At 63.0% G+C, this 12991-nt stretch carries 12 protein-coding genes; 6 read left to right on the forward strand and 6 right to left on the reverse strand.

The features are described 5' to 3' along the window. Positions 1-265: 265 nt before the first annotated feature. Positions 266-1993, reverse strand: a complete 1728-nt coding sequence (locus AB8B02_RS30025; RefSeq protein ID WP_439065878.1) for a cation:proton antiporter — start codon at positions 1991-1993, stop codon at positions 266-268. Positions 1994-2147: 154 nt separating this feature from the next. On the opposite strand from AB8B02_RS30025, the gene AB8B02_RS30030 reads away from it, so the two are divergent. Next, positions 2148-3389: a PLP-dependent aminotransferase family protein gene (locus AB8B02_RS30030; RefSeq protein WP_120288485.1), complete on the forward strand. Its 1242-nt coding sequence runs from the start codon at positions 2148-2150 to the stop codon at positions 3387-3389. Positions 3390-3411: 22 nt separating this feature from the next. Here the strand turns inward: AB8B02_RS30030 and AB8B02_RS30035 are convergent, their stop codons facing one another. Then, entirely contained in the window at positions 3412-4257 is an 846-nt protein-coding gene (locus AB8B02_RS30035) for a DUF1499 domain-containing protein (protein ID WP_089262113.1), read from the reverse strand. Positions 4258-4457: 200 nt separating this feature from the next. Between AB8B02_RS30035 and AB8B02_RS30040 the strand changes: the two genes are divergently transcribed. Next, on the forward strand, positions 4458-6068 hold the full coding sequence (locus tag AB8B02_RS30040) for an acyl-CoA synthetase (RefSeq protein WP_120288486.1): 1611 nt from the start codon (positions 4458-4460) through the stop codon (positions 6066-6068). Between the two features lie 64 nt (positions 6069-6132). Here AB8B02_RS30040 and AB8B02_RS30045 read toward each other — a convergent pair whose 3' ends face one another. Continuing rightward, on the reverse strand, positions 6133-6654 hold the full coding sequence (locus AB8B02_RS30045) for an SRPBCC family protein (protein WP_439065879.1): 522 nt from the start codon (positions 6652-6654) through the stop codon (positions 6133-6135). Positions 6655-6871: 217 nt separating this feature from the next. Here AB8B02_RS30045 and AB8B02_RS30050 point away from each other — a divergent pair, with 217 nt between their 5' ends. Together AB8B02_RS30050 and AB8B02_RS30055 are read left to right on the forward strand one after the other, a co-directional pair. After that, on the forward strand, positions 6872-7489 hold the full coding sequence (locus tag AB8B02_RS30050) for a LysE family translocator (protein ID WP_120288488.1): 618 nt from the start codon (positions 6872-6874) through the stop codon (positions 7487-7489). A gap of 80 nt (positions 7490-7569) precedes the next feature. Beyond that, complete coding sequence (locus AB8B02_RS30055; protein WP_439065880.1) at positions 7570-8544, forward strand: DUF3592 domain-containing protein; 975 nt, start codon at positions 7570-7572, stop codon at positions 8542-8544. A 39-nt stretch (positions 8545-8583) separates the two neighbouring features. Here the strand turns inward: AB8B02_RS30055 and AB8B02_RS30060 are convergent, their stop codons facing one another. After that, entirely contained in the window at positions 8584-9387 is an 804-nt protein-coding gene (locus AB8B02_RS30060) for an N-formylglutamate amidohydrolase (RefSeq protein WP_120288489.1), read from the reverse strand. A gap of 126 nt (positions 9388-9513) precedes the next feature. Between AB8B02_RS30060 and AB8B02_RS30065 the strand changes: the two genes are divergently transcribed. Together AB8B02_RS30065 and AB8B02_RS30070 are read left to right on the forward strand one after the other, a co-directional pair. Beyond that, positions 9514-10422 (forward strand): transglutaminase-like domain-containing protein, encoded by a 909-nt coding sequence (locus AB8B02_RS30065; RefSeq protein ID WP_120289116.1) that lies wholly within the window; start codon positions 9514-9516, stop codon positions 10420-10422. An 8-nt stretch (positions 10423-10430) separates the two neighbouring features. Then, complete coding sequence (locus tag AB8B02_RS30070; RefSeq protein ID WP_120288490.1) at positions 10431-10826, forward strand: gamma-glutamylcyclotransferase family protein; 396 nt, start codon at positions 10431-10433, stop codon at positions 10824-10826. On the opposite strand, the gene AB8B02_RS30075 is transcribed toward AB8B02_RS30070, so the two are convergent. Further along, positions 10823-12040 carry an MFS transporter gene (locus AB8B02_RS30075; RefSeq protein ID WP_120288491.1) on the reverse strand — a complete coding sequence of 406 codons (1218 nt, stop codon included), beginning with the start codon at positions 12038-12040 and terminating at the stop codon, positions 10823-10825. The genes AB8B02_RS30070 and AB8B02_RS30075 overlap by 4 nt on opposite strands. Before the next feature lie 241 nt (positions 12041-12281). Then, complete coding sequence (locus AB8B02_RS30080) at positions 12282-12839, reverse strand: chlorite dismutase family protein (protein WP_120288492.1); 558 nt, start codon at positions 12837-12839, stop codon at positions 12282-12284. Positions 12840-12991: the final 152 nt, after the last annotated feature.

A 12991-nucleotide genomic window follows, 5' to 3' on the forward strand; every position in this document is an offset into this window, starting at 1 on the left:
CCTCGGATGCACTCTTGCTCTGTGTGAGGTCCATATGGCGCAGAGCGGGGGGCGGTGCAACCCGCGGAAATGGGGGGCGGTATGCGGGTTCGCAGTGCGGAATGGGGAGTTTGCCTTCTCCCCGCTTGCGGGGAGAAGGTGGCCCGAGCTTGCGAAGCATGATCGGGTCGGATGAGGGGGACGTTCCACGAACTGATGAGTGGATGGAAAGTCCCCCTCACCCGCCGCGAAGACGCGGCGACCTCTCCCCGCAAGCGGGGAGAGGTCAAGGCAGCACTTCCCGCCGCTCCGCCAGCTGCGCGTCCATTTCGGCGCGTTTATCGTCCAGCAGGCCCTGATCGGCGGCCTCGATCACCTCATACAGCGCATGGGCGTCGCTGAGCCGGGGCACGGTGACGTAGTCGGCGCCGGCGGCGTAAATATCGCTCACGTCGCCGAGCACGTCCGCCGTCGAGATGATCTTGGCGGAAGGGTTGATCGAGCGGACATGGCGGACCAGTTTCTCGTTATTCGCGCCCTTCAGGAGCGAGTCCGGCACGCTGAGAATGATGATCTCGGCCTTGCCGACGCCGGCATGGACCAGCGTGTCGACATTGCTGATGTCGCCATAGATCACGTGCTGGCCGCGCCCGACCAAAGTGCGGAAGACGTTCGGATTGAAGTCGACGACGCTGATCTGGTCGAGCAGCGACGCGTTCTGGCGCTCGATCTCGGCGAGCAGGGCGGACGCGGTGCGGAAGAAGCCGAGAATGACGATGCGGCGGGCGTCGCCATGGCCCTCGGCATGATCGCCCTCGCGGCCCTGGCCGTGATCGAGGTCGCGCAGCCCGATGCGCTTCATCGGGCCGATCAAGAGGCGCGTGATCTGGTCGCTGCGCATCATCGCGAAGGTGGAGAGGACCGCCAGGATCACGAAGGCAAAGGACGCCGCGCTGGAGGTCTGCGTTGTGATATGGCCGGCGGCAATGCCCGTTTGCAGCACCACCAGCGAGAATTCGCTGATCTGCGCCAGATTGAGCGCCGGCAACAGGCTGGCGCGCAGGCCCTGCTTCATCAGATACAGCGGCGTGAAGGTCGTGAGCATGCGGCTGATCACGGTGAACACGGCGATGATCAGGGCGAGGCCGATAGTGGCGCCGTTCGGGATCGGGATCGTCATGCCGACGGCGACGAAGAACAGCGTGATGAAGAAATCCCGCAGCGTCGTCACCTTGGCAGTGACGTCGAGCGCGTAGGGGAAGGTCGATAGCGATACGCCAGCCACCAGCGAGCCCATCTCGCGCGACAGATGCAGCCGCTCGGCGATTTCGCCAATCAGGAAGCACCAGGCCAGCGCGCCCAGCAGCACCAGCTCCGGCCGTCGCGCGATCTGATGGAACAGCGCCGGCAGCACATAGCGGCTCAGGATCAGCGCAGTGGCGACCAGCACGCCGACGCGGGCGATCGACAGCGCGACAACGCTGACCTGCAAATCGGCAAGGCTCGGCTGCACCGCCAGAAACAGGATCGCGAAGATATCCTGCAGCACCAGGATGCCGAGCGTGATGCGACCGGGCAGAGTGTCCAGCTCGCGCTTCTCATAGAGCACCTTGACGATGACCACCGTGGAGGAGAGCGCACAGGCGACGCTGAGATACAGCGCATCGAATCCGCCGCCGCCGAGCTTGAGCCCGAGCGCCATGAAGAAGGCGGCGCCGAGCACGCAGCCTGCGATCAACTGGCCGCCCGCGGCGAACAGGATGACCTTGCCGGCGCGGATGATCTTCTTCAGATCGATCTCGAGACCGATCATGAACAGCATGAAGATCAGGCCGAGTTCGGAGATCGTGCTGATGGATTCGTCCGACTTGACCCAGCCGATGCCGAATGGCCCAATGATGAAGCCGGCAATCAGATAAGCAAGAATCAACGGCTGACGGGTGAAATGCGCAATAAGCCCGATGCCCCACGCAAACAGGATACACAGCGTGATATCGCGGATTAAGTCGTGCATGCCCCTGCCGGAAAAGCCTTACATTTCGGCGGCACTCTAATGGTGCGCCGCGTGAGGGCAAAGCGGTAATATCCGGCATTCGGCGCGCGATACACGCGGGGGGCGGTCCAACGAGGCAGCCTTCATCATAAAAAGCTTCAGGGAGACGACGTCCATGACCACCACACGGTTCGACTACGCGCCATTGCTGCCGCCGGGCCTGCCCGCGGCTGCGGCAAAATGGACCGGTCTCGCCAAATACAGCTTCGTCGGCGGGAACAACGATATGGATCAGGTACCGGTGGAGGGCCTGACTGCCGCCGCCAATGCCGTCATGCTGCGCGAGGGACGCACGCTGGCAACCTACGGTCTGGCGAGCGGTCCGCAGGGCTATCTGCCGCTGCGCACTTTCATCGCCGCCAAGCTGAAGCGCGACGCAAGCATCGATTGTACGGCTGATGATATCCTGGTCGTCTCCGGCTCGCTGCAGGCGCTCGATCTCGTCAATCACAGCTTGCTGGCCAAGGGCGACACCGTCATCATCGAGCGCGACTGCTATCAAGGCTCCATCAACCGGCTCACCCGTCTCGGCGTCAATATCGTCGGCATCCCCTTGGATGACGACGGCATGCGGATGGACGCGCTAGCCTCAGCATTGGAAGATCTGAAGGCGAAGGGCATCCGGCCGAAATATATCTATACGATCCCGACCGTGCAGAACCCGACCGCCACCATCATGCCGGAAAGCCGTCGCCGCGAGCTGCTGGCGCTGTCTGCCAGATATGGCGTCCCCATCTTTGAGGACGATTGCTATGCCGATCTGATCTGGAACGGCGAGCGTCCGCCGGCGATTCACGCGATGGATAAGACCGGCAGCGTGATCCATATCGGCTCGTTCTCCAAGTCGATCGCGCCTGCGCTTCGCGTCGGCTACATCGTCGCGCCCTGGGAGATCATGTCACGCATGCTGGCGCTGAAGACCGATGCCGGCTCAGGCGCCCTGGAGCAGATGGTCCTCGCCGAATATTGCGTGCCGCATTTCGCCAGTCATGTGCCGAAGGCGACGCGCGGACTACGCGCCAAGCTGGAGACGCTGATGGATGCGCTCAACGAGCAGTTCGGCACGGCGGCGGAATTCGACGAACCCAAAGGCGGCATCTTTCTGTGGGTGAAACTGCCCGCCAATGTTGATGCGATGAAGCTCTATCAGGCCGCGCTCAAGGCCGGCGTGTCGATCAATCCCGGCCCGGAGTGGTCTGTCGACAAGGCCTATGCGCATAGCCACATTCGCATCTGCTTTGCCAGCCCCACGCATGACGAAATCCGCGAAGGGATCGCGGTTCTCGCCGACGTCTGCCGGCAGGAGTTCGGTGTACCAGAGCGGATCGCGAATGTGGAGAAACGCGCGCAGGGGTAAGAGCTGGTCGGGGGGCGGGAGCCTACTTCTTCGCGCCCTTGGCCGCGGCCTTTGCCGGCGTCGCTGCCTTCTTCGGTGCCGGCGCGCTGTCGACGGCGGTGTTGATGTCGTCGATCAGCTTGGTGATGCGCGCGGCGTTGCTGCCGAGATCGCCTTCGAAATAGCGTGACGACGAGCGAATATCGACGCGCGAGCCTTCGCCGTCGGGTGTGAAGCGGATCGAGACGTCCTCGCGAAACCCCATGATAGGGGTGCGCGCCACCGCCTCGATGCGGCCAATGCGGCGCGGGGGCTGCGGCGGACGCTCGTCGATGACGATCCACTTGCGCTTTTCCACCAAAGCGCGCGTCACGTCATAGGCGCGTTGTACAGGCACCTCCAGCTCCACCGGCTCGATATCCGGATAGGCCGTGCGCTGCTGCTCCGCGGAGTAGAGGCCGGAATAGACGGCTGAATTGGTGCCGTCGCCGGTCCGCAGCCGCGCCAGCGCCTCGAAGCGCGGCGGGTCGACCGGGTCGGTGGTGATGTCGTGGATCTTCGGCAGCTTGCGATACTGGTACGCAAGGTAGCCGGGATACGCCAGGATCACGACGTCGAGCATCAGCGCCACCATGATCACGCTCATGCCCCGCGAGCCGTTCTGCCAGATCGCGGCAAAGCCGGCGAGCGCCACCAGGATCGACAGGCCGGCGAATCCCAACGCGCCGAAGAAGGTCATCAGTGCCGGTTTCACTTCGAGGAACCCGAAGCGGACGATGATGATCGAGGTGAGGGCGGCAATGGCGGCGAAAACCGCGAGGCGCCGCGCCCACAGCGCCAGGCTGGATACTGGCTCCGACTGGTAAGCGGCCGAAAACCTGCGTGCCATGGGGAATTTCTGCCGGATTGAACTTGCGAAGGCGCTGATAGCGCCGGATTCCGAATAGGGTGCTTGAGACCATGCCGGGCCGGGAATTTCAAGGCACTTTGGCGGACGGGACTCCTCGTTTAAGAATGGGGCCGCGGCCGTTCAGACTTCTCCCCTGGAATAACGAGAAGAAGCAAACGAGGCCGCAGGGAGCGCCTGCCATGCTGGTCGAAACCACGGATTATGAGACGCTCGCCCGCAATTTCCGCTGGGATGTGCCGGAGCGATTCAACATCGCGACGGTGGCCTGCGACCGTCATGCCGACGGTAGCGGGCGGCTGGCGCTGATCTATGTGGACGAGGACCGCGGCACGCATCGTTTCTCCTTCGACGAGATGCAGGCTTTCTCGCGCAGCTTCGCCAATGTGCTAAAGGCGGATGGCCTGCAGCGCGGCGACCGCATTGCGGTGTTTTTGTCCCAATCGGTGGAATTGCCGGTGGCGCATCTCGCGGCGTTCCGGTCCGGGCTGGTGTCGGTGCCGCTGTTCACGCTGTTCGGCGAGGACGCGTTGGAATTCCGCCTTGCCAATTCCGGGGCCAAGGCCATCGTCACCGACGCGAGTGGCTGGGACAAGTTGTCGAAAATCCGCGAGCGGCTGCCTCATTTACAAGATATCTACGTCACGGACAGTGCACCGCATGCCGGCGCCAAATCGTTCTGGTCGGCGATCGAGGCGGCGTCCGAAGACTTCACCACGGTCGATACGTCCTGCGACGATCCCGCCATCATCATCTACACCTCGGGCACCACGGGAAATCCCAAGGGCGCGCTGCATGCCCATCGCGTGCTGCTCGGCCATCTGCCCAATGTGGAGATGGTGCACGGCTTCTTTCCGAAGCCGGGCGACGTCTACTGGACGCCGGCCGACTGGGCCTGGATCGGCGGGCTGTTCGATGCGCTGTTTCCGGCCTGGTATCACGGCGTGCCGATCGTTGGCTATCGCGCCAGGAAATTCGAACCTGACGCCGCGATGCAGCTGATGGCCGATCACAAGATACGCAATGTGTTCCTGCCGCCGACGGCGCTGAAGCTGATGCGGCAGGCAAACGTGAAACATGATGGCGTGAAGCTGCGTAGCATGCTCACCGGCGGCGAGTCGCTCGGTTCTGAATTGCTCGACTGGGTGCGCAATACGTTCGGTATCGATGCCCATGAAATCTACGGCCAGACCGAATGCAATCTCGTGGTCGGCAACAATGCCGATCTGTTTCCGATCCGCCCGGGCTCCATGGGCAAGCCGACGCCGGGTTTCGATGTGCGTATCGTCAATGAGCAGGGCGAAGAACTGCCGCGCGGCGAGCGGGGCATTGTCGGTATCAGACAGCCTAATCCCTGCACCATGCTCGGCTATTGGCAGAACCCCGAAGGTACCGCCAAGAAATTCGCCGGCGAATTCCTGCTCACCGGCGATCTCGGCATTCAGGATGATGACGGTTACTTCTGGTACGTGTCACGCGAAGACGACGTGATCACATCCGCAGGTTATCGTATCGGTCCGTCGGAGATCGAGCATACGCTGCTGAAGCATCCCGCGGTGGCGCTGTCGGCGGTGGTCGGCATTCCCGATCCGATCCGCACCGAGGCTGTGAAGGCCTGGATCGTGCTGCGCCCGGGCTTTGAACCGAGTGATGAGCTGGCGCGCGAGCTGCAGGACTTCGTCAAGTCGCAACTCGCGGCGCATGAATATCCGCGTTACGTGCAGTTTGCGGAGTCGCTGCCGATGACGGCGACGGGCAAAGTGCTCAGGCGGGAATTGCGGGCGCTGGGGTAGAGCGCTCTTTCTTAACCTCTCCCCGCAAATGCGGGGAGAGGGAGCGCACGGCCGGCACCTCGCCTCACATCCCCGGCACCTTGATCCCCATCTCCTTCAGCGCCGCCAGTAGCTTCAGCGGCGGCTCCATCTGGATTGCGGGGACCTTGCCCGTTTCTAGCAAACTCTTCAGGCTCGAAAGGATCGCTGGCCAACCGGCGCGTCCGCCGGACAGGATGTCGTCGCTGAGTTCGCGATCATGCGCCTGCGTCATCGTCAGCTTCACCGTCTCGGCCGACGGCATGAGATCATAGGTGACGAGTGTCGAGCCGAGCGCTTCGACAAGTCCGGGCCAGTTCACGTCCCATGTGATGGTGACCTTGCGCGGCGGATCGTGTTCGATCACCTCGCCCGAAACATGCAACGATCCATCCGGCGCGAGAACCTTGAACGCGCCGCCGACGTTTCCCTCGAGCTGCACCGCGAAGCCGGAGAAATACTGCCGGCTGAACTCCGCCGAGGTCAGTGCCTGCCACACTTTTTCGGGCGTGGCGGCGATATAGATCGTGTAGACGATCGCGGGCCGGAACCTGTTGATATCGATCATGGCCGTTGCTCCATGCGTGCAGTGACAGGCAACCAGATGGCGCCCTGCCGGGCAAGTGTGTTTTGCTGCGAGCAATACGAGTGCTAGTGTTAAGACAACACACCGTCGTCATGCCCGGCCTTGTGCCGGGCATCCACGTCTTAGCCTGCAGTAAAGGCGTGGACGGCCGGGACAAGCCCGGCCATGACGTAGATAAAATCGGAATAGGAGCGTGCCGATGTCCCTGCAAGTCTATCTCGCCTTTGTCGCTGCCTGCATCGCGCTGGCGCTGCTCCCTGGCCCGAACGTCACTTTGGTGATCGCCAACGGCCTGCGCTACGGCACGCGCGCGGCGATGATCAGCATTGCCGGCACGCAAGCGGGTCTTGCCGTGGTCATCGGCATCGTCGCGCTCGGCCTCGCGACGCTGATGGCCACCATGGGCTACTGGTTCGACTGGGTGCGCTTTGCCGGCGCGGCCTATCTGGTGTGGCTCGGCATCAAGATGGTCCGCGCGCCGGTCGAGGGCATCGATGCGGATACGCCGCCGGCGCCGCCGCGCGGCGGTTTCTTCCTGCAGGGCATGATGGTGCTGCTCAGCAATCCGAAAGTGCTCGTGTTCTTCGGCGCCTTCATTCCGCAATTCGTCGACATGGAGAAGAACCACATCCTGCAGGTCGGAATTCTCGGTGCGACCTTCATGGTGACGGCCGCGCTCACCGATATCGTCTACGCGGTGGCCGCGGGCCGCGCACGACAATTCTTCTCGGCGCGGCGGACGCGGTTGCTGTCGCGCATCTCCGGCGGCTTCATGATCGGCGGCGGGGTCTGGCTGGCGCTGACCCGGGCACGGTGAGTCTTTTGTCGCGCTGAACCTTTCTCTGCATGGCCACGTCAAACCTCGGGGCGCGCCGCGCCGTGCCATGAGGTTTCGCCGTGCCCGACATTCCCTGGTTCGTTTATGCCATGCTGCTGGCGCCGTTCGGCCTGATCCTGGTCGCTGCCGGCTATAAATATCTGCAGGTCCGCGCTGCCAGGGACTGGCCGTCCACCTTCGGCAAGGTGATCGTTTCGACCTCCGAAGTGCGCGACGTCAAGGTGCTCGACGACACGCGCGAGGAGCGCAAGCGTACCGAAAAACGCAATTTTGCGAATATCGTCTACGAATACACCGTTAGCGGACAGAAGCTCACCAACAACCGCGTCAGTATCGGCGAGGACCGCGGCAATTTCGAAGTCGCCGAGACAATCGCGCGCTATCCGGTCGGCACCGCGGTGATGGTGTATTACAATCCGCGACACCCGCGCGACGCCGTGCTCGATCGCGAGATGCCGAAGGGGATCGGCGGCTGCCTTGGCATCGCTGCAGTTATCGTGCTGGCGATTGTGGTCGGCGGCATCTTTGGCGGCGTCCGCATCAACGAATTCATCGCAGAGCATCTTGCCGATCCGAAGCGATCGCCGATTGTGACGGCGCTCTGCGGGTTCGGCTTCCTCGTTGCCTTGTTCGGCCTGGCGCTACACCGGCAGGGATCTCTGGCCAAGAAGTGGCCGGTCGTGCCCGGCATCGTCAAACTGGGCGCGCCCGAGACCTATGTGAGCCGTGACAGCGACACCGGTCGTAGCGGGCCGGTGATGCAGACCCGGAACGTGCAATACAACTATCGTTTCAAGCACGTCGCCTATATCGGATCCGCCGGGAGCCTGAGCACCAGCAACCCGAACCCGCCGCAATGGCAGTTGCGGCTGTTCGGGATGGACTACAAGAACGGTGACGCGGTGAAGGTCTTCGTCAATCCGGACAATCCGTCTGACTCGACGCTGAGCCCTGGTGGCCGCGCGGCGTATTTCCTGTGGGCGGTTGCGGCGGGATTTGTGGTGGTGGCTTATTTCATCGGGACGCACGGCTAGGCACCTCACGCCGCGCGGGTGCATTGGCAGCATCAAGAGCTAGAGATGCGATGCGCGCGGCGTGATCAGCGTCGCCTCGATCTCGCCGAAGATGCGCGTCAACCGCTCCGCCCATTCGGTCTGGCCGCTGACATCGGTGATCAGATCCTGCCGGATCTCGATGCCCGTATTCATCAACCCGCGCTTCTCGCCATGCACGGGAATTGTGTAGTCGGTGGCATCGGACACCGCATAAGGCTCGTTGTCGCCCACCACCAGATCGGCTTCGGCGCGCAACAGCTGCAGCAGCAGCGGTGGCAGTTTGCTGTCGTGCTGATAGAGCGTGCCGATATGCCAGGGGCGGGGAATGCCGGCATAGACAGGCGTGAAACTGTGCAGCGACACCAGCACTGTCGGCTGGCCCTTCGCCAGCCTTGCATCGATCACCTCGTCGATGCGCCGGTGATACGGATCGAAGATCAGCTCGCGCCGGCGCGCCTTCGCATCGGACGTGAGACCGTCATTGCCGGGCACGGTGGTCGCCTCGCTGATCAGCGGAATCGCGCTTACGGCGTCCGGCGGGCGGTTGCAGTCGATGACGAGCCGCGAATAGCGCTGGGCTACCAGATGCGCATCGAGCGCCCGAGCCATCTGCTCGGCCACGCCGGCGATGCCGACATCCCAGGCGATGTGGCGGGCGAGCTCGCTTTCTGGCAGGCCGAGATCGCCGAGCATCTCGGGAATCAGCCGGCCGTAGTGATCGCAGGTCAGCAGAAAAGGAGAGTGTCCGGCGGTATTGAGTTCCAGAACGGGCGGAACCTCCTGGGGGCCGAGACGTAGGGATGTGTCCTGATTGCTATCCAAGGCTCTGTCCAAAATTCTGTCCAAGGCTTTTTCCCGATATTGCCTAACGATGCGGCATCCCGGCCTGTGATTCTGCAGGCTTCCGTATAAATTACACGGGACAAATCACGCATGAACGAACCATTGATGCCCCTGCTCACGATTCATCACAAGACCGAATATCGCTACGCGCATCCCGTCGCGTTCGGCGAACACCGGATCATGCTGCGGCCGCGCGATGGCCATGATCTGCGCATGCTCAACGGCAAGCTCGAGATCACGCCCGAGCCGGCGTCGCTGCGCTGGATCCACGACGTGTTCGGCAATTCAGTGGCGATCGCCACCTTCGACGAGCACGCGCGAAAGCTCACCTTCGTCTCCACCGCGACCATCGAACATCTGCCGTCGGACGAGTTCGCGCTGACCGCCGATGACAAGGCCTATTTCTATCCGTTCCTGTACGACGGCGAAGAACTGCCCGATCTGCAGGAATTCATCCGGCCGCAATATGGCGATCCCGATGGCGAACTCGCCACATGGGCGCGCGGATTTCTCGACCCGCAGGGGCGCACGCCGACCGTCAATATTCTGACCGGCATGACGCTCGGCATCCGCAAGCAGTTCGCCTATCGCAAGCGCTACGAGCACGGCACCCAGCATCCGCTCGATACGCTGCAGACCAAATCCGGCACCTGCCGCGATTTCGCGCTGTTCATGATCGAGGCGCTGCGCCGGCTTGGCATCGCCGCGCGGTTCGTGTCGGGCTATCTGTTCATCCATGGCGACCGCGAGCACAATTATGTCGGCGGCGGCTCGACCCATGCCTGGGTGCAGGTCTATCTGCCGGCCGCAGGCTGGATCGAATTCGACCCGACCAATGGCATCATCGGCAGCAAGGATCTCATTCGCGTCGCGGTGGCGCGCGATCCGCGCCAGGCGGTGCCGCTGCACGGCACCTATATGGGCTCGGCCGATGCATTTCTCGGCATGGATGTGAGTATCAATGTGGTGTCCGCGGGCGACGATGTCGCCGCGGCGCTGGCCGAGAAAGTCTGACTTAGATCATGCCCGATCGCGTTTTCGTCTATGGCACGCTGATGCGCGGCTTCGATCACCCGATGTCGAAGCTGCTCTCGTCCGGTGCCGATTTCCTTGGTGAAGCCTCCTGCCGCGGCAGGCTGTACATGGTCGCGCATTATCCCGGCCTGCTGCATTCCGACGAGGCCAATGATGTCGTGTTTGGAGAGCTGTTCCGGCTGCGGAATGTGGATGAACTGATGGCCGCGCTCGACGACTATGAGAGCGTCGGCCCGGGCCATCCGCAGCCGAATCTGTATCTGCGTGAGCGGATTGCTGTGACGCTCGCCGATGGCAGCGTGAGCGAAGCCTGGACCTATATCTACAACAAGCCGGTCGATGAAACGAAGCGCATCATGTCGGGCCGCTTCCTGGCGCCTTAGGCAACCTTCTTCCGGCTCGCCACTTCCAGCCCGAACAAAGCCAGCGCAATCAGCGATGCACCGATGCCGATCAGCGCGATCATCGACGTGCCGCCTGATGCCACGGCAAATCCACTGAAGCCCGAACCGATCGCGCCGCCGAAGAAGGCGCAGGCAAGAAACAGTGCGTTGAGCCGGCTGCGGATGTTGCCGGCGAGGGCATAGATCGCGCGCTGTCCGGCCACGACATTGCCCTGCGTGCCGGCATCGATCAGGATGCCCGCGATCACGAACAGCGTCACGGCAGTCGCGCCGCCGGTGTGGCCGCCGATCCAGGTCAGCACAAAGCTCACCAGCACCAGCAGCATCGCGGTGACGGTGACAAGATCGCCGCGGCCGCGATCGGCGAGGCGTCCCGCAAGCGGCGCCACCAGTGCGCCGCCCGCGCCGGACAGTAGGAAGGCCGACATGGCGATATGGCCGAACGAAAATGGCGGCTGGTCCAGCACCAGCGGCATCGCCGTCCAGAACAGGCTGAACGAGCCGTAGAGCAGGCATTGATAGGCCGAGCGCTGTTGCAGCACCCGCGTGGTCAGCATCAGGTCCCACAGCGAGTGGATCAGCGTCGCATAGGTCAACTCATGCTTCGGTTGCCGGCGTGGCAGCGCGATCACCATCAGTGCGAATACGCCGCACATCAGCACCGCGGACATCACGAACACGGCGCGCCAGCCGAACGAGCCGGCCACCATGGTGGCCAGCGGCCGCGACAGCAGGATGCCGAACAGCAACCCGCTCATCACGGTGCCGACGATCTGCCCGCGCCGTTGCTCCGGCGCCAGATGCGCGACCACCGGCAAGATCATCTGCGTGCCCACGGCGGCGATACCGAGCAGCAAGGTCGAGGCGATGAAGATCGCTGCAGTGGGTGCGGCTGCGGCGATCAGCAGGCTCACGATCAGGCTGCCCAGTGTGATCAGGATCAGCCGTTTGTTCTCGACGAGATCGCCGAGCGGCACCAGGAACAGCAGGCCCAGCACATAGCCGAACATCACCATGGTGAGCATGATGCCGGCCGATGACAGGTCGAGCCCGAAGCTCTCGCTGATCGGCCCCACCAGCGGCTGCGCGTAATAGATATTGGCGACAGTGACGCCGCAGGCGACGGCAAAGGAAAAAATCAGCCAGCCGCCGGGACCGGAGTCGCGGGCGAGATGTTCGGACGATGAGGACATGGAGGCTTTCAGGCGGGCGGGGCGGTGGGAGAGATATGGCGCATGTGATGCCGTGCCAGAAGTGCGGCGTCTTGAATGGGAGCCATGCAGCGTGCCGTTCCGGTCTAGCCTCGTCATTCCGGGGCGCGCTCTTGCGCGAACCCGGAATCCCGAAATGTTCAGAACATGTCGGGATTCCGGGTCTGAACTTTGGCCGGCTTCGCCGACCGACGTTCATCCCGGAATGACGAGTGGGGCGCGTTTACACCACCGCCTTCACCACCCGCACATCTATCTCGCGTTCCACATAGCTCCACTCTTCCGTCTCGCGCAGGCCGCCGACGAGATCCTCGAATTCCTGCGCGTGCTCCGGCGCATATTCGAACCAGGTGAGGAAATCGAAGGGCTCGCCGAGATCGCGCGAATGATAGAGCTGGCGGGCGATGGCGGGCAGGTATTTCAGGCTGTCGGCGATGTGGCGGGATTTGTCCTCGAAAATCCGGCGGCGCTCGTTCTGGGTCATGTCCCACCACGCCGCGTTCTTCCGGATCGGGATCAGCGCACCATGGGTTGCCTCTGGTCGGCCGAGGCCGGCCTGTGCCGCAACCAGCGCGATCTTCTCGTTGCGCTCGACATAGCGGACGTGGCTGGCGACGCCGGCGAGGCGCCAGGATGTCTGGGAGGGTAAGAGCGGCAGCGAGATGGCGTCGGCATGGGTGATGGAAAGCGCGGTGACGGGTTTCAGCGTCTCGCCCCTGACGGACGAGATCGAGATCACCTGCCATGCACCGGTATTTCCGCCGCGGAATGTCGTGAACATGGAATATGAGAGCGTGGAACCGGGGTGAGTTCAAGCAAATTGACACAAACTCGTCATTCCGGCGTCGCGCAGCGCCAGCTGTGAGCGAATCCGGAATCTCGTCATGTTCATCACCTCCCGGTGGATAGACATGATGAACATGTCGGGATTCC

The organism is Tardiphaga sp. 862_B3_N4_1 (assembly GCF_051811085.1).
Classification (GTDB): domain Bacteria; phylum Pseudomonadota; class Alphaproteobacteria; order Rhizobiales; family Xanthobacteraceae; genus Tardiphaga; species Tardiphaga robiniae.